Consider the following 21931-nt stretch of genomic DNA (forward strand, 5'->3'; position numbering starts at 1 on the left):
CCCCCGTCGGTCCGGACCTATTCGGTCCTGTCTTGATCCGCCGGGGGTGTTGGGCCCGGCGGGAAGCGTCGCTTCAACCCGCCGTCATTCCGCAGCTTCGGCCGCCTGGGCGGCGGTCACGTTCACGTAAGTGCGGCCGTTGGCTTTCGATACGAACAGCACCTGACCTTCGACGGTCGCGAAAATCGTATGGTCCTTGCCCATGCCGACATTGGCGCCCGGATGCCACTTGGTGCCGCGCTGACGCACGAGAATGTTGCCCGGAATGACGTGCTCGCCGCCGAACTTCTTCACGCCGAGGCGTCGGCCTGCGGAATCGCGGCCGTTGCGGGAGGAGCCGCCTGCCTTCTTATGAGCCATCGGAGTTCTCCTTTTCTCGAGCCGGTCAGTTCTTGGAGGCGCCGGTCAGGCCGACGATCTTGACGATCGTGTGGTCCTGACGGTGGCCGCGCTTGCGCTTCGAGTTCTGGCGGCGGCGCTTCTTGAAGGCGATGACCTTCGCGCCGCGCGCGTGCTCGACGATCTCGGCCGCAACCGAAGCGCCCGAAACGAACGGCGCGCCGAACGTCACGTCGTCGCCCGAACCGATAAAGAGGATCTCGCCAAAATTCACTGTGGAGCCGGCCTCGCCCTCGAGCTTGCCGACCGTGATCACGTCGCCTTCGGCGACCCGGTGCTGCTTGCCGCCGGTCTTGATGACTGCGAACATCGTTTTCAAAGTCCCGTGTTCATAACGCGCTCCCGAGGCGGAATGCCCTTGGCGCGGCTTTTTGTCAGTCTGGGTCGTGTCGCCCAAACGGAATGGCGCGAATGAGAGGTCCCACCGCGCCAGCGCGTGTCTCTACAGCGGGAGCGGGGTTCCGGTCAACCGCGAAGCGTCGTCTCTCCCCCGCGCGGCGGCGACGTCAAAGTCCCTTCATCAGCGGGGCTGAGAACGGCGGCCAGTCGCCGACCGGGACCCCGCCCGCGCGCAGCATCTCTCCGGCCCAGACGTTGCAGGTGCGGACCGGCGAAAACGCGCCCACGGCCGCGAAGTAGGCGTCGCCGTAGCCCTGCGTCGCCCCCGCGAGCGGCTGGACGCGCCCTTCGGCGTCGCGGGCGAACGAGGCGTCGATCCGCGCCGTCATGGCGGCGTAGAGCGGCGCGGCGATCCCCACCGCCCGCACGTTGGCGCCGTCCGCCCGGACGCGCGCGACCGGCAGCACGTGCATCACCGTCCGGTCGAAGGCGAGCGCGCGCAGCATGGCGCCGACGGTGAGGTCGGTCAGCGCGCCGACCTCGGCATAGGCCGTGCGGGAGCCCCAGCCGAACGCGACATAGGGCGCGTTGCGGCCGGGCGTGGCGATGGGCGACGCGTCGAGCAGCGACCGCCAGTCCTTCGACGGGTCGATGGTCGGGAGCACGAGATCGATGTGGTAGCCGTTGTCGACGACGAAGATCGTCACCCGCCGGCCAGCCATCGCCGTCATCGAGGGGCCGAAGGCGATCGACCCGGTCGCGGCGGCGCCGAGATAGAGCACCCCTGCCACGGCGAGGGCCTCGATCAGCCCGAGCAGACCCGCGATGATCGTCCGCGCCGCGCGCGCTCTGTCCACAGGCCTCTCCGAGGTTCGAAAAAAGCGACGATACCCGCCTTGCATTCCTTCGGCGGCTGCGGCATAGGAAGCGCCTCGTCGGCGGCAGCGTCGACGGTCGACGAAAGCGGGCGGGCGTAGCTCAGGGGTAGAGCACAACCTTGCCAAGGTTGGGGTCGTGGGTTCGAATCCCATCGCCCGCTCCAGTCGACAAAACGACGAAAGCCGCGGGTAGCTCCGCGGCTTTCGTCGTTTTCGGGCTATGTCGGCCGCTCGTGCGGCGGGCGCGCCAGCAAGATCCAAGCGCTCACGGATGGGCAGGCCCGGACTGATCGGCCGGCGCGTCGCCACGCGACGACCGTCTCGCCACAAGCTTCCTCGCCGCTGTCCGCATCGCCGTGGCCGCTCCTGGTCCCGGGTCCGAGCTACGAAGCGTAGCTGACTTGCGCGGGCCTTTTTTTGATGGCGTTCGATAATTTGATGGCGCTCAATGAGCGGTGCCCTTGGAAATGACGTTGGCAACGTCGGCAGCGACGACGCCTTCGAGAACTTCGACGGGCGGGGAAAGGTCTCCGCGCTCGTCGACCGCACCCTGTCCGTCGATGTTCAGTATTAAAGTGACTGACTCTGCGCGGGTCCGCCGGGCTGCTCTGCGCGGGCGATACCCTCGACAATTGCCTCGTCGGCGGCGAGGCGGAGCGGACAAGCGCCGCGCCGCCCTTGCGGCGACGCCATCTGGGGTGGAACAGTGGCCCGACGAAAGGCCGGCTACCCGAATGGTTCTTTGAGCCTGGTATCCCCGATGCTTCCATCGGAAGCGCTGTGCGGGACATCGCGTTTCGGCAGGCGGCCACTGAGCCTGAGCAGTTGCGACGAAAGAGCTGCATGCCTCGGGTGCGTTTTGAACAGCTCCAACTGAATCTTCACTAACGGACCTTCATTTTTCGAATGAGCGCAATTCGAAACAAGCTCGACATAGCGGTCGCCCTTATCGATGGGGCCCGCGTAATGAGGGCCGCGAGGGATGAGCGATCTCGCTGACGAACCAGATTCGAATTCCAGCGCCCAGGCGATCGGGAGCTGGCTTGCAGTTCAAGCCGCCGTCGACTGGTCGGCGGCGGGCTTGCCCAGGTTCGAGGACTGGGACGTCGCGCTGGTCGCGATAGCGCGCTTGCTGGCGTGCTCCACTTCTCCGATGGCGATGCTGGTCGGAGAAAAAGGCGTCCTCATCGCCAATGACAGCGCCCAGGAATTATTCGCTGAAACGACCGGAGCCGTGAATGGGCGCTCCGTGCTGGAGGCTCTGCCCGACAGCGCGGCTTTTTATTCGTCCGTCCTCGAAGCCGTTCTGAAAGGAAGGGCGCTCAGATTTTGCAAGCAGCCTATCAAAATCAAGCGGCACGGGCAGTTCGTTACGCGCTGGTTCGATTTGGATTTCACGCCGATCACGAGTGCGAACGGCGATGTGCTGGCCGTTTTGGGGATCGCGTTTGAAGTTACGACCTTTGTCCATCGGGTTCGTAGCCTTTCCGAGGCCGAGCAACGGCTGCGCCTCGCTCTGGACGGGTCAGGCATGGTGGGCGTTTGGACGCTTGATGTCGCGAGCCGTACGACCGTCGCGGACGCCAGCGTGGCCCGTACCTATGGTCTTCCTGTCACCGCGTGCGAGGCTGGCATTGCAGATGACCAGTTCATGGCCGCGATCCATCCCGAAGACCGCCAGCGGGTAAGCGACGCCTTGAGCCAAGCGATTGAGACCGGCGCGGTCTACAGATGCAAATACCGCGTCAAGGCGGCCGCCGGCCCGACCCGCTGGGTGATCACATCCGCCAAGCCGGCCTTTGACGAGGCCGGAGATGTAAGTCGGCTTCTGGGCGTGATCATCGATGTGACGGACCAGATGGAGACGGCTTCGGCATTGGCCGAGAGCCGCTTTCAGTTTCAGACTTTGACCGAAACTCTGCCTCAGATCGTCTGGAGCTGCGACGCAGAAGGACGTCACGACTATTTTTCGACGCGATGGAGCGAGTTCACTGGCATCCAGCCGGAAGAAACCTCCGAAGACACGTGGAAAGCCTTAGTCTATCCGGAGCACTGGCCGATCGTCACCGAGGTTTGGGAACACGCCAGGAGCACCGGCGCTCCCTATGACATCGATTATCGCTTCCGCCATCGCTCTGGCGCATATCGCTGGCTGCGCGTCATGGCCCTCCCAATTCGCGACGAGAGGGGCCGGATCACCCGTTGGTTCGGCACAAGCACAGACATTCACGAGACGTATCTCATCAACGAAGAGCGCGAGCGCCTGGCCCGCGAGTTCGAACGCATTGCGACCGAAGATCATCTGACCGGCGTTCTTACGCGCCGCGCCTTCCTCGAAAGGACGTCCAAGCTGGAGGACGGGCAACCCCGCTCTCAGAGACAGACAAGCGTGCTGATGCTCGACATCGATCACTTTAAATCAATCAATGACACGTACGGACATCCCGCCGGGGACCAGGTTCTCTCGGAGACGGCCGCCATGATTAAAGCATCCGTTCGCAAGCAGGATATTGTGGGCCGGCTGGGAGGTGAAGAGTTTGCCGTTTTTCTGCCGCGATGCGCTCGGGACGAAGCCATTTCGGTCGCCGAGCGGATCAGAAAATCCGTTGAGAGCAGAATAGTGTCGTTTAATGATCGCTCCCTGCGCGCGACGGTAAGCATCGGCGCCACGAGCGCGTCGCCGAAATGCATCCACCTTGAGCGACTGCTGACGACCGCTGACAAAGCCCTTTATGAGGCCAAGACATCGGGTCGAAACCGAACCGTATTCGCAGCGACCGCCTTATAAGGCAGGGCTCATATACGTTTTTCTAACCATAGAACATTGAGAGCCTAGCTCATATCGCCTCGAGCGAGGTTGACGGAGCCAGGTTCTGGATCGGATGCCGCGGCCGACCAAGGCTAGCGAGGCGAGAACCGGACCGGCGCCGTGATGGTCCTCTGGGCTCCCGGCGGCGGCGCGGGCACAGGCGAGGCGCGCCGGACGAGGGCCACGACCTCGCTGTCCAGTTCCGGAAATCCGGACGAGCGGGCGAGCGAGGCGGCGCGGACAGCTCCGGCGCCGTCGATGGTGAAGCGCACATAGGCGACGCCCCGCTCGCCCCGCGCTTGCGACCCGGAGGGGTAGCGCTTGCGACGCTCCAGATGAGCCATCAATCGGGCCTGCCAGGTGGCGAGACTGGCCGCGGACGCGCCCGATGAGTTTTGGGAGGCAGCCGTCCGTTCCGCTTGGCGAACCTGGGCCTGCGCCTTAGCCGCGGTCCGGGCGGCGGCTGTCGGACGGACGGGATCGCGCCGTTCCTCGCGCTTCGGCGAAGGGCGGGACGTTTCCGTTGCGCGGTCCGGCGAAGGCTTTGGCCGCGTGCGAGGCAGAAGAACCTCGGCCTGTTCCGAGACGATCTCCTCGCTTTGAGCTTCCGCCGCCTCGAGCTCCGGCTCCGGCGAAGCGAACTCGGCCTGGGGGGCGGCCTCGGACGCCTCCTCGACGGCCAGGGCCTCCGGCGCGGTTTCCGCCGCGACCGCCTCGGTCGGGGCGGCCGGCGCGCTCGCCTCCGAAGATGCGAGGTCCGGAGAGACCTCGTCGATCTCGGTCGCGGCCGCCTCGGGCTCCGGTGCGAGCTCGATCATGATCGCCGCGGGCGGGGCTCCATCGGCGGGCGTAACGGGCGGCGCGCGGAGCAGCCACAGCGCCCCGGCCACATGCAGCGCGAACGCGGCGAGACCGGTCGCTCCCCACAGCGCCGCCGCGTTCCAGCGTGAGCGACGCTCCGCCTCCGGGACCCTTGCGACCGCGAACGCGGGCGCCGAAGTCCAGGCGGCCGAGGTCATCCGAACATCGCCTGAACGCAGGCGCGGACCCGGCGGAATGCGGCCTCGGCCCCGGCGACGACCCGGGCGTCCTCCGTCTCCGACAGCGCGACGGCGTCGAGGGACGACGCGAAGGCGCGCCAGTGCAGGCCTCGGCCCTCCGGCGCGCCCGCGAGATGGCGCGCTCCGAACGTCTCCGACAGACCGAGCTTCGCAGCCTCCTTCAGCAGGAAGGCCGCGCCGAGGTTCGATCCCTCGGCCACGTAGAGCCAGCCGAGCGCCGTGGGCAGGTCGACGGCGCCGCGGGCGAATGCGGGCGGGCCGTCGTCCCTCGCTGCGACCCCGAGATCGGCGAGGTCCTGCTCAATCTGTCCCAACCTTCGGCGTCCGGCGAGATCGGGCAGCAAGGCGTCGAGCGCGGGCTCGGCGTAGAGCGCCTCGATGTCGTGGTGGAAGGCGCGCTGGACGGCGAGGAACAGACCATAGCGTTCCCGGCTTGCGAAGGGAGCGCAGGCCATGATCAAGCGGTCCAGCCGTTCGTGGCTGGGCTCGGTGGCGCTCTTCAGGCGTTTTGTGCGCGGCAGTCCGACCGCGGCGGCGATAAGGGTCATGATGGTCTGCTCCGGGCGGGTCAGCCTCAGAATTTTGCGGTGAGCGCGGCCCGGACGGTGCGCCCCGGCGCCGGCACGAGACCCACGGCGAGGGCGTCCACATAGTAGCGGTCCGTCAGGTTATCGACGTTCAGCTCGGCCAGCAGGTGGTCGTTGACCTTCCAACTCGTGAACAGATCGACGAGGGCGTAGTTCCGCCAGGAGGTGAGCGTCGTCCATCCGGTTCCAGACCCGCCGTTGACGCCCTCCACGGGGCGCCCGCTCACGTAGGTGACGCGACCGCCCAGCGTCACCTTTTCTTCGAAGAACCGCGCCCCGAGCGTCAGCGCCGCGGTCTTCTCCGGCGGCACATGCAGCTGCGCGTAACCCGCGTTCACGCCGCCTTCGTTGCAGCGGGTCTCGCCGAGCTCGGCCGCCTCCGCAGCCGTCAGGCAGAACTGGGTCTTGAGGTAGCGGGTGAAGTTGGCCTCGGCGAAGTATCGGCCGGTGTCGTAGCCGGCGGACAGCTCGACGCCCTTGAAGCGCGCGCGCTCGATGTTGCGCAGCGTGAACACGCCGCTGGTGTCGCCGCCGTAGGTGCGGGTGATGTAGTCCTTGATGTCGTTGTCGAAATAGGCCGCCTTGAACCGGAATTTGTCGCCCTCGAGCAGAACGTCGTTCCGCAGGACGTTCATGCCGAACTCCCAGTTCTTGGCGTGTTCAGGCACGAGGTCGAAGAAGGGCGAGACCGTGAAGGATTCGCCGCGGGTCGCCTCGTAGAGGCTCGGCGAGCGGATGGCCTCAGCGTAGCGTCCGTAGAACTGCACGCCCTTCCACGGCTCGACGGTGACCGCCGTGATCGGCGCGAACCCGTCATTCGACGTGTCCTTACAGATGTTGTCGATCTCATAGACGCAGTCGTCATGGGTCTTGGTCGACGTGTAGCGCAGGCCTGCGTCCAGCGTCAGCCAGTGCAGCGGCCTCCACTGGGCCGAACCGAACGCGCTCCATTCCTGCCGGTCGCCGGCCTTGCCCGGATACTTCACCGGGTCTGGGAAGTAGGGCGGCAGCGGCTCCGTGGTCCGGATCTGAGTCATGTCCTCGTCGGTGTAGGAGAAGCCGTAGTCGAACTTCCAGGCGCCGAAGGACGTGTCGAAGCGCGACGCGTTCGAGACGTTCGCGCCCCATCGCGTCGCGTCGACCCCCGTGTTCGTGACCCACAGGGCGTTCCCGAGCAGCGCGATCGGCGTCGTCTGGGCGATGTCGAAGTTGACGTCGGACCGCCAGAGATTGACCCGCAGGTCGATGAGGTCGTTATCCTCCGGCTTCCAGGTGTAGGTCGCCGTGTAGGTGTCGAGGTCGGTCTTGCTTGGCGCTTCCTGAAAGGGGCCGCCGAACCAAATGACCTGAGACGGGAACATCTCATAGTAAGTGCTGAGATACTTGGTGTAGGCGAGCTCCAGCCGGTGGCCGCCGTCGAGCTTCAGCACGCCCTTCAGCAGATAGGATTCGCTGTCGTTGGACGTATTGAGAACCTCTTCGCCCGGCTGGAAGTGCGTAAGCCCGCCGAGCGTTGGCCGGACGGTTCCATCCGGCTGGACGACGTTCACCGCACGGCCGCCGTCGTCGCCTTTCTTGCCGGCATAGTAGTTGCCGAGCTTACGCCGCGCGGCTCCGGCGACCACCTCGAACCGGTCGTTGCGAGCCGCCGCTGTGAGGCTTCCAAAACCGGAGTTCGGGTCGAGAAGCGACGGCCGGTTCAATCCATCGGTAAAGGCGAAGGAACTCGGCAGCGCGCCGGGGTCGTAGGTCTTGTCGAGCAGCGACCCGTTGATCCCGCCGCGCGTGCCGTGGGCTGGAGGACGGGTCGAGTTGCCCACGGCTCCGCCGCGGACCCGCACGCCGTAGTCCTTGCCGTCGAGAAGGATGTCGTCGGCGTTGATCGTGCTCATCCGAACCACGCCGCCGGTCGCCCCCGCGCCGTCGGACGCCAAGCTCGGCCCCTTCTCGACGGTCACGCCGCCGATGAAATCGGGATCGATGTAGCTGCGGCTCGCCACGCCGGCGTAGCCGCGATAGACGGTGTTGGCCTGCTGGGCCCCGTCCACGGTCACCGGCACGCGGTCCATTCCCTGCATGCCGCGAATGTTGACGTCGACCGCGCCGCTGGTTCGCTTGGCGCCGACCAGGACGCCCGGATTCCCCTCGAGGAAGTCCCCTGGCGAGGTTCCGCGGAAGCGGTCGATCTTCTCGGCGGAAATGTAACTGCTCGAGCCGGGGGTCACGTAGGCGGCGTCCTCGGCGTTCGCCCCACGGCGCGCCGTGACGTCGATCGGATCAAGCACCAGCGAGCCGTCCGCCGGCGGCGCGTCGGAGGGTTTTTCCCCGCCCGTGCGAGTGATCACCACAGTGCGGCCGGAGGTCAGCTGATAGGATAGCCCCGTGCCGGCCAGCAGCCGCGCCAGCGCCTGCTCCGCCGACATTGAGCCGGACACCGAACCGGAGATCACCCCGCGCGACACGGACGACATGGCGGACACTTGCATGCCCCCCTGGCGACCGAAGGCGCTTAAAGCGTTTGGGAGCGGCTGCGCGGGTATCGAGAAAGCGGCGACCTGCTGTCGCGCGCCGTCGTCCGCTTGGGCCGTCGCCGGCGCCGCGGCGTAAGCTGTCAAAGCCGTAGCCGCCATCAAGACCGTGAGCTCCCGACCCCTGCGGCCGCTGCACCAACGCGCGTTCATTCAATCCCCCAAGTCCTCGCCGCGCTTCCAGTGAAGCGCGTTCGGGGACAAGACGGAGAGGCGCCACGTTTTTTTCAGGCTCGGAGAAGAAAAATGCGCCGCGAGGGTCAGAGCCCGGAGACGAGTCTCAGATACGGCGAGATCGAGAGGACGGCGCCGCCGAACGGGGCCACCAGGGCGTGGAGCGCGCGGTCCGGATCCGTAAGGTCATAGAGACCCGTCACCCGTTTCGCCGCGAGCTCGCGATCGGCGAGCACGATCCAAGCGCCGTGCCGGCGGCGGATCTGCTCGACGACCGACTCCAGCGTCGCGTCCTCCACGAACAATCGGCCCTGCCGCCAGCTTCCGACATCTTCAGGAGCGATCGGTCGGCGGCTCGCCTCCCCGGTCGCCCTCGAAAACGACAGCGCCTCGCCGGGCGCAAGCGGCGCGGGGCCGGGGCCGTCGGCCGAGCCGTAACGGGCCTCGACCGCGCCTTTCGCAAGCTCCACGTCGACCATCCCGGAGGTCATGCGCAGGTCGAACACCGTGCCCAGCACGCGCACCTCGACCCCGCCCGCGGAAACGGCGAAGGGCCGGTCAGGATCGCGCGCGATCTCGAACAGGGCTTCGCCCTCGAGCAGCGCGGCGCTGCGCCCGGAATTCGCCTTCAGCGCGCTGCCGGGGCCAAGATGAACCGTGGAGCCGTCGGCGAGACGAATGACACGGGTCTCGCCCGTTCCCGTGACGTAATCCGCTTCCAGCCAGAGCGCCAGCGTCGGGCCGAGGACCAGCGCGAGACATGCGGCGAGCGCCGCCGCGGCGATGACGGCTCGTCCGCCCGAGCGCCAGGCGGCGGGCGGCGGGCGCTGCCACACATGACGCAGCGCCGGCTCGCTTCGTCCGAGCGCGCTCCACGCCATTTCCGCCTCGTCCCACGCCGCCTGCCGCTCGAGCGACGAGGACCGCCATCGGAGGCCGGCTTCGGCGAGGCGCCGGTCGCCCGGCCGATCTCGCAGGCGCAACAGCCAGTCCGTCGCCTCTTCGAGATCGGAGTCGTTTTCGTCGCTCAACGTCCGCTTCCGTCCAACCTGGATCGTCACGCCCATATCATGCGCCTGCACGCGACAAGACGATCGGCGCCGGAATTTTTTTCATTCGATCTGGATAGGGCGGCGAACGTCAGTCGCCTTCGGCCATGCGGCGCGCCACGTGCGTCAGCCCCGCCCGCACGAGCCGATGGGCGGTCGCGATCGAGACGCCGAGCCGCGCGGCGACCTCTTCCAGCCTATGGCCGCCGAAACGATGCATCTCCACGGCGACCCGCGTCTGTTCCGGCAGTTCGGCGAGAGCGCGCTGCGCCTTTCGGGCTTCGTCATCGAAGACCGATTGCTGCTCGGGCGTCCGTATCGACTGCGGCCTCGTCCAGAAGGGAGCCTCATGCTCGGATTGATGGACGGCCTCGAGCTTGCGCCGCCTCAGCACGTCCAGCGCGAGATTGCGAACGATCCGATGGAGATAGCTGAGCGGACTTTGAGCGGCCGCGGCGGCCTGGGCGCGAAAGAACGCCTCCTGCACGACATCTTCCGCGCCGTCGCGCGACCCCACGATCGGCGTCGCGTAATCCACGAGCGCCGCCCGATGCGCCAGAAAAAGGCTGACGTGCTCTTCCGACCGCCCCATGACCCGATGCGTTGTTTGCAAACCCCGCTGTGGCAATACGCCTTCGCAGGCGCGCCCGCAACCAATAGGCAAGTAATATCAAAACTTTAGACCACATCTAATCTATAGGCCGAGGGTGTGTTCCGGTCGAGACCCGCTCATGAAGACGCAAGCCGCATGCGCCCGATCGGTCTTGCACCGATAGATCCGGGCGCATCGATCAAGGACGGCTTGTCGCTCTGTTCGGCAGGCGCGCGGGGAGCGCCCAGCCGCGTCGCGGCGGCGAACTCAAAAAGCGGCGGCGGACATCGCGCCCGGACCGCTCCTGCCCCTCAGATCTGACGGCCGTTGAGGTTCGGATCCTGGGTGCTGATCGCGTCGGTGGTCCGCGGTTCGGGCTCCGGGTGGCCGTCGGCGCGCTCGATCCAGATGCGGATCGGTCCGGGCTCCATGTTGCCAAACGGCGTCGCGAACGCGATTTCGGCCGCGTCACGACCGACGCCGATGCGCACGAGCCCGTCGAGCGCCGCTTGGCGCGTGCCGTCGAACAGCCACCAGCGCCCGTCGAGATAGGCTTCGAACACCGCGTGGAAGTCGGACGGCGAGAGGCCGAAGGCGTAGCAGCTGACGAGCCGCGCGGGAATGCCGAGCGCGCGGCAGAAGGCGATGCCGAGATGGGCGAAGTCGCGGCAGACGCCCGCGCGCTGCACCAGGATCTCCGTCGCCGTGGTCTCGGAGTCGCTCGAGCCGCGGACGTAGTCGATGTTCTGGTAGATCCAGCTGCAGATCGCGCTGACGCGCATGTGCCCGCGCGGGAAGTCGCCGAACTCGCGGTAGGCGAAGGCGGCGAGCCGATCGGACGGCACGAACCGGCTCGGCAGCAGATAGGGCAGGATCTCAAGCGGCAGGTCGCGGATGTCGGTCTCCTGCACCGTCGTCGGATCGGCGCGGTAGACGTCGAGGTCGACCTCGGCCTCGTAGGCCAGCGAGAACTCGCCGGGCGAGGCCAGCGCTCGGACGTAGCGGTTGCCGATGTCCGGGGCGACGTAGCCAAGCTGCTCGACGTTCGGCGTGAACGACAGCCGGTCGACCAACCCGACGTGGCGCGGCAGCTGCGCCACCTCGACGTTGAAGATGAACACCGTCTCCTCGACGATCGTGTAGGCGAGCTCGCAGCCGAGCTTGAACTTCATGGCGGTCTCCGTGGCCCGGGGCCGGACAAGGCTCCCGGCGGGCGGGAGGATCCCGAGGCGGCGAGAGAGCGCGCGGAACGCGCGAGCGCCCGTGCGGTTCCGAACCTAAGGCTGCTTTCTCGCTCCGTCGACGCAACAACGCCCTCGGACCCGCCGCGCGGCGCCCCGCGGAAGGGTCTCAGCCTTCCCCGAGATAGCGCCGCTTCAGATGCGCCTTGAACACGCCGGCGTCGAGCGGGCGGCCGGTCGCGCGGGTGAGAAGCTCGTCGGTCTCGTAGAGCGAGCCGTGGGCATGGACATTGGCGCGCAGCCACGCCACCAGCGGGCCGAAGTCGCCGCGGCCGATCGCGGGCAGGATGTCGGGGTCGGCCGTGCGCGCGGCGTCGAACAGCTGGGCCGCGGTCATGGCGCCCAGCGTGTAGGTCGGGAAATAGCCCCAGCCGCCGGACGGCCAGTGGATGTCCTGCAGGCAGCCGACCTTGTCGCTCGGCGGCGTCACGCCGAGCAAAGCCTTCATGCCGTCGTTCCAGGCGGCCGGCAGGTCGGCCAGCGGCATCTCGTCGGCGATCAGCGCCTTTTCCAGCCGGTAGCGCAGGATGACGTGGGCGGGATAGGTGACCTCGTCGGCGTCGACCCGGATGAAGCCGCGGCTGACGCGGGTGTAGCGCCGCCACAGCGCGTCCGCCTCCCAGGCGGGGCCGGAGCCGCCGAAGGTCTCGCGCATCACGGGCGCCGCGAAGGCCACGAACTCCTTGCTGCGGCAAGCCTGCATCTCGATCAGCAGCGACTGGCTCTCGTGCAGGCTCATGCTGCGGGCCGCGCTCACGGGCTGGCCGAGATAGGCCCGCGGGCGGCCTTGCTCGTAGAGCGCGTGGCCGGTCTCGTGCAGCACGCCCATCAGCGCGCTCGCAAAATCCGATTCGTCGTAGCGCGTGGTGATGCGGACGTCATTGTCGGCGCCGCCGCAAAACGGGTGGGTCGAGACGTCGAGCCGCCCGCGCTCGAAGTCGTAGCCGAGCGCGGCCATCATACGCAGGCCGAGCGCCCGCTGCTTCTCCACCGGGAACGGCCCCTGCGGCGCCTCGTCCTTCGGCCGGCGCGCCTGCGCCGCGATAACCTCGTCGGCGAAGCCCGGCAGGAAGGCCGCGAGATCGTCGAACAGCGCGTCGATCTTGGCCGCACGCCCGCCCGGCTCGTAGTCGTTCAGCAGCGCGTCGTAGTCGCCGAGGCCGAGCGCCTCGCCCTTGGCGCGCGCCGCCTCGCGCTGCAGCCGCAGCACCTCGGCGAGATAGGGCAGCAGGCCGGCGAAATCGGACTCCTCGCGCGCCTTGCGCCAGCGCATCTCGCAGGCCGAGGTCGCCTTGCTGGAGGCCTCGACGAGGTCCGCCGGAAGCGCGGTGTCCTGGGCGTAGACGCGGCCGATCTCGCGCAGGTTCGCCTTCTCCCACGGCCCGAGGCCGTCGTCGTTCGCCGCGGCCTCCAGCCAGTCCCCGACGCGGGGGTCCGTCGCCATGCCGTGCCGCAGCACGTCGAGCAGCGCGACGCTGTCCGCCCGCGTCTCCGCGGCGCCCTTGGGCATCACGGCGGCGTTGTCCCAGTGCAGGATGCCGAGGGCGTTCGACAGCGCGGAGACGCGGCCGAAATGGGCGGAAAGCTCGGAATAGGCGGTCATCGGCGGGAGAACGTCCGGGTTCGCGACGGGAAGCTCATCCAGAGCAAGCCTCGCCGCCCGGTTCAAGGGGCGCGTGGGGGCGCTGCGGCTTGATGGATCCGCCGCCTCGGGCGCCCGCCGCCGTCCTGACTTACGTGGAGAGCAGCGGAAGCACCTCCAGCCGCGGGGCCGCGGTCCACAGGATCGCGGCCTTCACCGTCCGCTCGGGCCAGATCTCGGCGAGCAGCTCGGCGTAGGCCGCGAGCTGCGCGGCGTAGCCGGCGGGGATCGCGCCGGGCGGCGGCGGACGGCGGTCGGTCTTGTAGTCGACGACCAGAATCTCGGCGTCGGTGACGGCGAGGCGGTCGATGCGGCCGGAGACGGCGCGGCCATCCCTGAGCCGCCCGACAATCGGGACCTCGCCGCGGCCGGCGCCCGAAAACACCGCCGCGAAGGCGGGATCGTCGACGATGCGACGCGCCGCCGCCGCGCACTCCGCCTTGAGCGCGTCGTCGAGCCCCGGCGTGCGTCGGCTGAGCCGCGCGGCGGCCTCGGCTCGGCGCTCGGGCGCCACCTCGGGCAGCGTCTTCAGAAGACGGTGCAGCAGCACGCCGCGGGCGCGGGCAGCCTCCGCGCCCGGGCCGGCGGGCGCGGGTCCCGCGTCGTCGTCGGCGACGAGCGCCGAGGGCGAGAGCGGCGGGCCCGGCGCTTCCTCGTGGGCGACGGGCGCGAACAGCCAGTCCGGCGTCTCGTCGTCCGCGGAGGCCTTCTCCTCGGCCTGAGAGGCGCCCACGAACGGGCCGCCGGTTGCGAGACGGTAGAGCGCGCCGCCCTCCGGCTGCTCGATCGTCTCCACCCCCTCGGCCGCGGCGAGGCCCTCGCGGACCAGATCGTACCAGGCGCCCTCGGGACGCGCCCGCCCCGAGTCGTGGCCGCAGACGATCAGCCGGTCCTTCGCCCGCGTCATGGCGACATAGAGCAGCCGGCGGTGCTCGGCCTCGGCCTCGGCGCGGACCAGCGCGCGGGCGGAGGAGAGCGCCGGCGGATCGTCCTCCTTGCGCCCCGCCCAGACCGGGATCTTCGCGGCGCCGTGCCCGGCGCCGGCGCGCGCCACGTCGATCAGCGCGGAGCCGCGGCCCGAGGCCGCGCCGCCGCAGGTGTCGGCCAACACCACGAGGCCGGCCTCGAGGCCCTTGGCGCCGTGCACCGTCATCACCCGCACCTCGCCCGAGGAGACGTCGAGATCGCGCTTAATCTCCGCGGGCGCCGCCCGCATCCAGCCGAGGAAGCCGGCGAGCGTCGGAGCGTGGGTGGTCGAGTGGTCCTGCGCGAGGTCGAGGAAGGCGTCGAGGGGATCGTCGACCTCGTGGCCGAGCCGGGCGCGGTAGGCCTTGCGGGCGCCGCCGCGGGCGATCAGGTCGGCGTAAAACGCGAACGGCGTGCGGCCCGCGGCGTCGTGGGCGAGCGCGGCCAGGCGGTCATGCGCCGCCTGCGCCCGCGGCGGCCCGTCGCCAAGCGCGTCCCGCAGCCGCCCCATGCCCCGGCCGGGCGCGATCGCCATCAGGTCGTCGTCGGTCAGCCCGAACAGCGGGCTCTTCAGCGCGCAGGCGAGCGCGAGGTCGTCGTCCGGCGTGGTCAGAGCGTCGCCGAGCGCCAGGAGGTCCATGACCGCGATGTGTTCGCCGACGATCAGCCGGTCGGCGCCCGCCACCGGCACGCCTTTGCTCTTCAACGACCGCAGCACCGCCTCGAACAACGCCTTGCGCTGGCGGACCAGCACCAGGATCTCCCCCGCCGGCGTCTCCCCCGACGCGATCGCCCGCGCGATCTCCTCGGCGATCCGTTCGGCGAGGCGCACCACGGCGCTCGCCGGTTTCACGGCGTCGAACGGCGCGTCCCAGGCCTCGTCAGCGTGCGCCGCCGGCGCCGCGGCGACCAGCGGCCAAAGTTCGACGGAGCCCGGCGCGCCCACCCGCGTCGTCGAATGCGCGGTGCCCGCCGCGTCCGACGACAGGCCCTTGCGCGCGTTCTCCAATGCGAACACGGCGTCGACGCCGGCGAGGACCGCGGGCGTGGAACGAAAACTCTCCTGCAGCCGCACGTCGTCGAAGCGGAGGTCGACGGCCTGATGGCCGCGCGCGTAGGCGCTCCGGACCTCGCCGAAGATCGCGGGCTCGGCGCCCTGGAACGAGAAGATCGACTGCTTCTCGTCGCCGACCGCGAACACCGTGCGGGTGTCGCCTCCCCGCGCGCCGGCGCCGGCCAGGAACTCCTCGGTCAGCCGCCGGACGATCTCCCACTGCGCCGGCGCGGTGTCCTGCGCCTCGTCCACCAGCACGTGGTCCAGCCCGCCGTCGAGCTTGAACAGCACCCAGGCCGACTCCGTGCGCGCCAGCAGGTTGCGGGTCTTCGCGATCAGGTCGTCGTAGTCGAGCAACGCCTCCGCCGACTTGGCGCGGGCGTATTCGGCGGTGGTGGCGTCGGCGAGCGTGAGCAGCGCGCGGGTGCGGGCGACGATCCGCGCGGCGGCGCGGCGCGGCAGCAGCGCGGCCAGCCGCTCGCGCTCGCCGTCGAGCATCGTCGCGAGGTTGGGGAAAGCCGCGCGGGTGCCCTTGGTGACGAACCGGTTCGGCGCCCGCGGCTGGCCTGTCGCCGTGAGGAACACGGAGAGATAGGCCTCGCGCCGCTCGGTCTCGTCCCCGGCCGCGACCGCCTTCAGGAAGCAGGCCGCCAGATTGCCGTCAGTGGTCGTGCCCTCCGCCAGCGCGTGGGCGATGGCGGGCCACTCCTCCGCCGGCAGGCCGGCGCCGAGGATCGCGGCCTCCAGCGCCTCGGCGTCCTCATGCGGGGCGAGGTCGAAGGTCTCTCCGAGCGCCCGCGCCGCGCCGTCGGGTCCGCCGACGGCGGGGTCGTCGAACAGCCGGCGCAGGTCGTCGCGCCCGCCCACGGCCTCGGCCACGGCGTCGTCGATGGTCTGCGCGGCGACGCGCGGCACGAGGTAGCCAAGAGCCGCGCCGAGCGGTCCCTCCGGATCACGCGCCGCGCGGGCGAGCACCCGGGCGCGGGCGCGGGCCATCATCTCGGCCTGGTCGCGCTCGTCGATCTCGGCGAAGCCCGCGGGCACGTTGGCCTCGAACGGGAACTGCCGGAGCAGGCGGCCGCAGAAGGCGTGGATGGTGTAGATCTTCAGCCCGCCCGGCGTCTCCAGCGCCTGGGCGAACAGCCGGCGGGCGCGGGCGAGATGGGCCCTCGAGGGCTGAGCGCCCTCGAGTTTCGCGACCTCCGCCGCCAGCGCCTCGTCCGGCATGGTGGCCCAGCCGCGCAGGCGCTCCACCACCCGGTTCTGCATGTTGGCCGCCGCCGCCTTGGTGAAGGTAAGGCAGAGAATGCGCGAGGGATCGGCCCCGGAGAGCAGCAGCCGGACCACGCGCTGCACCAGCACGTAGGTCTTGCCGGAGCCTGCGTTGGCCGAGACCCAGGCCGAGGCGTGCGGGTTCGACGCCAGCGCCTGCCGCTCCAGCGTCGCAGCGCTCGGACCGCTCATTCGCCGTCTCCTTCGCCGTCCGATGCGCCGCCGGTGGCGGACCACTCTTTCACCCGCGCGAGGTGGGCGTAGGGGCCTTCCGGGCGCGACAGGAAGGTGGGGTGAGACAGCGAGCGATAGGGCTCGGCCTCGTCCTCGAAGCGATCGACGACCTGCCGGAATCGCGTGAGCGCCTTGGCGGCGACGTCGGCGATCGGCTCGTCCTTGGCGCGCACGTCGACCACCTCGCCGGCGGGATCGCGCCCGGTGAGACGGATCAGCGCGAGGCCGCTCGGCGTCCCGCCGTCGGGCGCGGCGTCGGCGAAGCCGCCGACGGCGAGCAGCGCGGCCTCCAGCGGCAGCTGCGGCGCGAAGCCCGCGAGCACCTGCTTCACAGAGGCGGTGCGGCCGGTCTTGTAGTCGAGGATCGCGAAGTCGCCGTCGTTCAACGCGTCGATGCGGTCGGCGCGGGCGGTGAGCGCGAACTCCCGGCCCATGCGCGTCGTGAAGCGGTGGGCCGCGGTCTGCTCCACCAGCGTGCGCGCCACGAAGGGGGCGCGCGACCGTTCGAAGCCGAGGAACCAGTCGACGATGCGGGCGTACCGCGGCCACCACAGCAGCCGGGCGTCGTCGCGTTCCAGCAGGGGCCCGAAGGCGGCCTCGCCAAAGCGCAGCAGCGCCGGCCGGGCGTCGGGGTCAGCGGCCGTCAGGCCGCTGCGGGCGAAGGCCTCCAGGGCGGCGTGGATGACGTCGCCGAGCTCGCGCGCGCCGGGCTCCGGTCCGACCGGGCCGAGCTCGTCCAGCCGAAGCACGGCGCGGGCGTAGAGCGAATAGGGATCGCGCAGCCAGGTCTCGACGCCGGTCACGCTGATCTGGAGGGGCCGCAGCGCGAGCGGAGGACGCGGCTCCGGCGGCCGGGGCGCGGGCTCGCGCGGGGCCTCGTCAAGCTTTTCCGCCAGCCGCGCCAGCCGCGCGCCGCGGGCCTTGGCGGCGGCGTGGGCTATGGGGTCGGCGACCGCGGCGAGCCGCTGCAGCCAGCGCGAGGGGATGGTCGGCGCGCCGCCGGCTTTCGCCGCCCGCGTCAGCGTCACCTCGCGCGCGCCCAGGCCCTGAACGAAGTCGTGCGCCGAGAGGCCGATGCGCCGCTCCGGCGGGGCGAGGCCAAGCTGCGCCCGCAAGGGCCGGTTGATCCAGGCGTCGCTCTGCGGCGTCGGCGGCCAGACGCCCTCGTTGAGGCCGCCGAGCACCATGTGATCGACGTGCAGCAGCCGAGCCTCCAGCGGCCCGAGAATCCGGAGCCGCGGATGCCTGTCGCGCGGCGGCCGCACGACCCGCCCCGCCATCAGCGCGACCAGCACGCCGGGGAAAGCCCGCGGCGCGATCGGCTCCGCCTCGAGCGCGGCTTCGCGCAGCTCCTCGAGGAACTGGACGACCGCCTCGGCGTCGTCGCCCTCTGCCTCGCCCGCGATCTCCGTGTAGGCGCCCGTGAGCGCGGCCGCGAGCCTTTCGAGCGGCGCGGTCGGCGCATCTAGGGCGCTCGCGAGCGGGCTGAGCGCCGCCTCGAGGCTGTCGACCAGCGCGCGCGCCGCGGCGCGGTCGGGGCCTCCAAATCTCTTCGCCGGACCGTGGCGGCGCTCGCCCTCCTCCGGCTCCCGCAACGCGCGCCGCAGCGCTTCGAAGCCTCGACCCGGCAGCGCCTCCCGGAAGGCCAGGATGTCGAGCGCGTCGGTCGCGCGGGGACCGAGGCCGGGGGCGTCCGCGAGCCGGCAGCGGGGATGGCGCAACAGCGCGAGCAGCGGCGCCGGGCGAGAATCGAAGGCGGCTTCGGCGACCAGCCGCAGCAGGCCGCCGGCGGGCGTCGCCTTGAGCGCCGCGCCCGCGCTGTCGTCGATCGCGACGCCCCAGCGGGCGAGTTCGGTGGCGACCCGCGCCGCGAGGCCGCGGTCCGGCGTCACCAGGGCGGCGGTCTTGCCCGGCGTCGCGAGCGTCTCGCGCAGGGCGACCGCGATGGCCGCGGCCTCGCCGCGCGGGTGCGGCGCGTCCACCAGCGCGACGCCGTCGAGCGACCCGACGACCTCGAACAGGTCGCCCGAACTCGCGCCCCAGGCGTCGGTGGTCTCGGCCGGCCGCAACGCGTCGCCGGCGAGGCGAGCGCGGGCCGCGAGCGCAGGCGAGGCCGGCGCAAGCTCGCGCACCTCGGCGCGGCTGACGCCCAGCGCCTGCGCGAGGCGCGACAGGCCCCGTTGCGGGTGGCCGTAGAGACCGGGCGCGTCGCCGTCGCGCAGGGCGGTCCAGGCGGCGTCGTCGAGGCCGTCGCGATCGAAGCCCGGCAGCACGACGGCGCCCCGAGGCGCGTGGGCGATCGCCGCGATCAGGCGGCGGGTGGCGGGCGCCGAGCCGGTCGAGCCGGCGGCGATCACCGGCCCGGCCCCGGCGATGACCTGCGCCGCCGCCGCGTCGAGCTGCAGCCTGCGGCGCCGGCTGGGATCGAGGCGGCCGACCTGTTCGAGATGCTCGGGCCAGGCCGTCAGCGCCACTTGCAGGAAGGATTGGGTGATCGCCCAGTAGCGGTCGTGTTCGCCCGGCGCGAGGGCGCCGAGCGCCGCGACGTCGACCTCCTCGGTCTCGATCTGGTCGATCAGGGCCTCGAGCTCGGCCGCGAGATGGATCGCCTCCGCCGCCGTGGCCGGGATCAGCGGGCCGTCTTCGTCGCTCAGGCGGAGCATCGAGCGGTCGAGCGCGCCGGCGAAGCCGAACACCAGCCGGGCGAGCGCCAGTCGCCGCTCCAGCGGGGCCGCGGCCGGCGGCAGCTCGCCGTCGGCTTCCGCCGCGTCCTCCGCCGCGCCGGCGTCGTCGTCCACGTCGCCGAGCGGGGCGATGCGCGGCAGCAGCGTCGCCCGGCCGTCGAGCTCGGCCAGGAACGCGTCCCTCAGCGCGCGGGCGGCGCGGCGGGTGGGCAGGAAGATGGTGGCCTCGGCCAGCGCCAGCGGGTCGCCGCGCGGCGCGAAGTCCGGCACGACCGTCCCGTCGAGAATTCCGCGCGCGAGCGTCGCCAGGAACGGCGCGCCGGCGGGGATCGTCAAGACGTTGGGGGCGCGGCCCGTGCTCATGGGTCGGGCGAGCCTAGACCGCCCGCCCGATTCGCCTCAAGCGCCGCTCAGACGCGGGCTTCCGTCACCGCGTCGAACATGTGGAGGTCGCGGCGGTCGGCGCCGAGGATCAGGCGCGCTCCCGGCGCGAGATCGTCCGGGGCGGCGGCGGCGAAGCGCGCGGCGACGGGGACGCCGCCCACAAAGCCCTCGATCCAGGTCTCCGCGCCGAGCCAGGACACCACGGTCACGTCGACCGGCAACCGCGCGCCGTTTTCGGGCGGCAGGCCCTCGCCGATCGGGAACAGCCGCTCCGGCCGCACGCCCAGCAGGCCGTGGGTCTTGGCCGTCATCACGCTCGCCGCCCCGAGCCAGGTCCCATCCTCGAGCGAGAGCCCCGTCTGGTTGGCGCGCACGGGCAGTACGTTCATGCCCGCGGGGCCGGTGAGCCGCGCCACGCGAACGTCCGCCGGACGGCGATAGAGCTCGTCCGGCGCGCCGACCTGAAGAACCTCGCCCCCGTCGAGCGCGACCTGGAGGTCGGCCGAGCGCAGGATCTCGTCGCCGGGCCGGCCCGCGACCACCGCGACGGCCCCGGTCTCCGCGAGATGCGCGCGGAGAGCTTTGACCGCGCGGGCGCGGTCCTCGACGCCGAGCGCCGCGAAGGCGCCGTCGATCACGATCGCTCCCGGCCGGCGCGCAAGCGCCTGCGCCAACGCCGCGAGGATGCGGGCCGACGTCGAAACGTCGCGCGCGCGGCGGGCGAGCAGCGGCCCGAGACCGAGGGCGTCCGCGAGCGCCAGGACGCGCGTCTCGGCCGCGCGGCCCTCGGCGCCGAACCGCGGCAGCCCACGGACGATGTTGGCGTAGAGGTTCGCGCGCGGCTTCAGACCGTCCGGCGCGACCATCGCGGCGAGGCCGGGCACGGCGGTTCCAAACGAGCGCAGCGGCGTTTCGCCGATCGCGATCTCGCCGCTCGTCGGCCGTTCAAGGCCCGCGATCAGCCGCAGCAGCGTCGAGGCCCCGGCGCCCGCCGGGCCAGTGACCGCGCAGAGCGCGCCGGCCGGAACGGCGAAGGACGCGCCCTTCAGGACCGCGCCCCCGGAGTAGGTTTTGACGACGTCGGTGAGCGTGACCGCGGACATCGCCTCAGCCGTAGACCAGGACGCCGGCGAGGCCGGCCGAGCCCACGATCAGCCGCCACCAGGCGAAGGGCGCGTAGCCGCGCTTCGAAATGAAGTCGAGCACGTAGCGCACCACCACCAGCGCCACGAGGAAGGCGCAGACGAAGCCGACCGCGACCAGCCCGATGTCGTCGAGCGAGAGAATGCCGCGGTTCTTGTAGAGGTCGTAGGCGAAGGCGCCCGCCATGGTCGGCATGGAGAGGAAAAAGGAGAACTCCGCCGCCGCCCGCTTGCTGGCGCCCAGCAGCAGCGCCCCGACGATCGTGGAGCCCGAGCGCGAGACGCCGGGGATCAGCGCGAGGCACTGGCAGAGGCCGACCGCGAGGCAGAGCCAGAGCGGGAAGCGCATCGCGTCGTCGAAGCGTGCGTCGCCGTGCGCGCCGTCCGCCAGTGCGTGCGGCGCCCCGTCGAGGTCGCGCGCCTCGTAATGCTGGGTCGGCGTGCGGGCGTCGACCCAGAGCAGCACGAGGCCGCCGACGATGAGCGCGACGCAGATCAGCGCCGGCGTCTCAAACAGCACGGTCTTGATGAAGCTGTGAAGCCCCGCGCCGATCACCGCCGCCGGCAGGAAGGCGATCAGCACGCCGAGCACGAATCGCCGCGCGGCGGGGTCGGTCGGGATGCGCCGGGCGACGTCGATCAGCCGCTGGGCGTAGACCAGCAGGATCGCGAGGATGGCGCCAAGCTGGATCAGCACCTCGAAGGTCTTGCCTGTCGACTCGAAGCCCAGGAAGTGACCGAGGAGCAGGAGGTGCCCTGTGGAGGACACCGGCAGGAACTCGGTCAGTCCTTCGACGACGCCCAGAAGCGCCGCTTCCAGCAGGCTTGCGATGTCCATGACGTTGGAAACCCCTCGGCTCGGCGGCGATTCGCTGTTGTCGCGCGACGACGCCGGT

At 70.5% G+C, this 21931-nt stretch carries 15 protein-coding genes and 1 tRNA gene; 2 read left to right on the forward strand and 14 right to left on the reverse strand.

The features are described 5' to 3' along the window. Window positions 1–84: 84 nt before the first annotated feature. From rpmA to JOD31_RS07060, 3 genes are all read right to left on the reverse strand, one after another. Window positions 85–360, reverse strand: a complete 276-nt coding sequence (gene rpmA, locus JOD31_RS07050; protein WP_204949597.1) for a 50S ribosomal protein L27 — start codon at window positions 358–360, stop codon at window positions 85–87. Between the two features lie 25 nt (window positions 361–385). Further along, a complete protein-coding gene (gene rplU / locus JOD31_RS07055; RefSeq protein WP_103119556.1) occupies window positions 386–709 on the reverse strand; it encodes a 50S ribosomal protein L21 in 324 nt (107 codons plus the stop codon). 196 nt (window positions 710–905) lie between these two features. Next, entirely contained in the window at window positions 906–1595 is a 690-nt protein-coding gene (locus tag JOD31_RS07060) for a TIGR02117 family protein (RefSeq protein ID WP_204949598.1), read from the reverse strand. A gap of 110 nt (window positions 1596–1705) precedes the next feature. Between JOD31_RS07060 and JOD31_RS07065 the strand changes: the two genes are divergently transcribed. After that, window positions 1706–1780: transfer RNA gene (locus tag JOD31_RS07065), tRNA-Gly, on the forward strand. 818 nt (window positions 1781–2598) lie between these two features. After that, on the forward strand, window positions 2599–4404 hold the full coding sequence (locus JOD31_RS07070; RefSeq protein ID WP_204949599.1) for a sensor domain-containing diguanylate cyclase: 1806 nt from the start codon (window positions 2599–2601) through the stop codon (window positions 4402–4404). A 113-nt stretch (window positions 4405–4517) separates the two neighbouring features. Here the strand turns inward: JOD31_RS07070 and JOD31_RS07075 are convergent, their stop codons facing one another. The 11 genes from JOD31_RS07075 to JOD31_RS07125 form a co-directional block, all read right to left on the reverse strand. Beyond that, window positions 4518–5444 (reverse strand): energy transducer TonB family protein, encoded by a 927-nt coding sequence (locus JOD31_RS07075; protein WP_204949600.1) that lies wholly within the window; start codon window positions 5442–5444, stop codon window positions 4518–4520. Continuing rightward, a complete protein-coding gene (locus tag JOD31_RS07080; RefSeq protein ID WP_204949601.1) occupies window positions 5441–6034 on the reverse strand; it encodes a biliverdin-producing heme oxygenase in 594 nt (197 codons plus the stop codon). The genes JOD31_RS07075 and JOD31_RS07080 overlap by 4 nt, the downstream gene beginning before the upstream one ends. Before the next feature lie 26 nt (window positions 6035–6060). Then, window positions 6061–8544, reverse strand: coding sequence for a TonB-dependent receptor (locus JOD31_RS07085; RefSeq protein WP_204949602.1), 2484 nt, complete (start codon window positions 8542–8544; stop codon window positions 6061–6063). A 317-nt stretch (window positions 8545–8861) separates the two neighbouring features. After that, the gene (locus tag JOD31_RS07090; RefSeq protein ID WP_204949603.1) at window positions 8862–9806 is read right to left on the reverse strand and encodes a FecR family protein; all 945 of its coding nucleotides are present in this window, start codon (window positions 9804–9806) and stop codon (window positions 8862–8864) included. 109 nt (window positions 9807–9915) lie between these two features. Beyond that, the gene (locus tag JOD31_RS07095; RefSeq protein ID WP_204949604.1) at window positions 9916–10416 is read right to left on the reverse strand and encodes a sigma-70 family RNA polymerase sigma factor; all 501 of its coding nucleotides are present in this window, start codon (window positions 10414–10416) and stop codon (window positions 9916–9918) included. Window positions 10417–10727: 311 nt separating this feature from the next. Continuing rightward, on the reverse strand, window positions 10728–11588 hold the full coding sequence (locus JOD31_RS07100; RefSeq protein WP_204949605.1) for a transglutaminase-like domain-containing protein: 861 nt from the start codon (window positions 11586–11588) through the stop codon (window positions 10728–10730). Between the two features lie 178 nt (window positions 11589–11766). Beyond that, on the reverse strand, window positions 11767–13260 hold the full coding sequence (locus tag JOD31_RS07105; RefSeq protein ID WP_204949606.1) for a carboxypeptidase M32: 1494 nt from the start codon (window positions 13258–13260) through the stop codon (window positions 11767–11769). Window positions 13261–13390: 130 nt separating this feature from the next. Further along, entirely contained in the window at window positions 13391–16783 is a 3393-nt protein-coding gene (gene addA / locus JOD31_RS07110) for a double-strand break repair helicase AddA (protein ID WP_204949607.1), read from the reverse strand. After that, window positions 16780–19872, reverse strand: coding sequence for a double-strand break repair protein AddB (gene addB, locus JOD31_RS07115; protein WP_204949608.1), 3093 nt, complete (start codon window positions 19870–19872; stop codon window positions 16780–16782). The genes addA and addB overlap by 4 nt, the downstream gene beginning before the upstream one ends. Window positions 19873–19919: 47 nt before the next feature. Then, complete coding sequence (locus tag JOD31_RS07120) at window positions 19920–20996, reverse strand: ATP-binding cassette domain-containing protein (RefSeq protein ID WP_204949609.1); 1077 nt, start codon at window positions 20994–20996, stop codon at window positions 19920–19922. 4 nt (window positions 20997–21000) lie between these two features. Continuing rightward, window positions 21001–21873 carry an undecaprenyl-diphosphate phosphatase gene (locus JOD31_RS07125; RefSeq protein WP_204949610.1) on the reverse strand — a complete coding sequence of 291 codons (873 nt, stop codon included), beginning with the start codon at window positions 21871–21873 and terminating at the stop codon, window positions 21001–21003. Between the last annotated feature and the right edge of the window lie 58 nt (window positions 21874–21931).

Source organism: Methylopila capsulata (genome assembly GCF_016907975.1).
Taxonomy (GTDB): Bacteria; Pseudomonadota; Alphaproteobacteria; order Rhizobiales; family Methylopilaceae; genus Methylopila; species Methylopila capsulata.

Coding starts and splice junctions, on each gene's coding strand:
- rpmA (WP_204949597.1), bottom strand. CDS start 360: ATGGCTCATAAGAAGGCAGGCGGCTCCTCCCGCAACGGCCGCGATTCC.
- rplU (WP_103119556.1), bottom strand. CDS start 709: ATGTTCGCAGTCATCAAGACCGGCGGCAAGCAGCACCGGGTCGCCGAA.
- JOD31_RS07070 (WP_204949599.1), top strand. CDS start 2,599: ATGAGCGATCTCGCTGACGAACCAGATTCGAATTCCAGCGCCCAGGCG.
- JOD31_RS07075 (WP_204949600.1), bottom strand. CDS start 5,444: ATGACCTCGGCCGCCTGGACTTCGGCGCCCGCGTTCGCGGTCGCAAGG.
- JOD31_RS07080 (WP_204949601.1), bottom strand. CDS start 6,034: ATGACCCTTATCGCCGCCGCGGTCGGACTGCCGCGCACAAAACGCCTG.
- JOD31_RS07085 (WP_204949602.1), bottom strand. CDS start 8,544: ATGTCGTCCGTGTCGCGCGGGGTGATCTCCGGTTCGGTGTCCGGCTCA.
- JOD31_RS07095 (WP_204949604.1), bottom strand. CDS start 10,416: ATGGGGCGGTCGGAAGAGCACGTCAGCCTTTTTCTGGCGCATCGGGCG.
- JOD31_RS07100 (WP_204949605.1), bottom strand. CDS start 11,588: ATGAAGTTCAAGCTCGGCTGCGAGCTCGCCTACACGATCGTCGAGGAG.
- JOD31_RS07105 (WP_204949606.1), bottom strand. CDS start 13,260: ATGACCGCCTATTCCGAGCTTTCCGCCCATTTCGGCCGCGTCTCCGCG.
- addA (WP_204949607.1), bottom strand. CDS start 16,783: ATGAGCGGTCCGAGCGCTGCGACGCTGGAGCGGCAGGCGCTGGCGTCG.
- addB (WP_204949608.1), bottom strand. CDS start 19,872: ATGAGCACGGGCCGCGCCCCCAACGTCTTGACGATCCCCGCCGGCGCG.
- JOD31_RS07120 (WP_204949609.1), bottom strand. CDS start 20,996: ATGTCCGCGGTCACGCTCACCGACGTCGTCAAAACCTACTCCGGGGGC.
- JOD31_RS07125 (WP_204949610.1), bottom strand. CDS start 21,873: ATGGACATCGCAAGCCTGCTGGAAGCGGCGCTTCTGGGCGTCGTCGAA.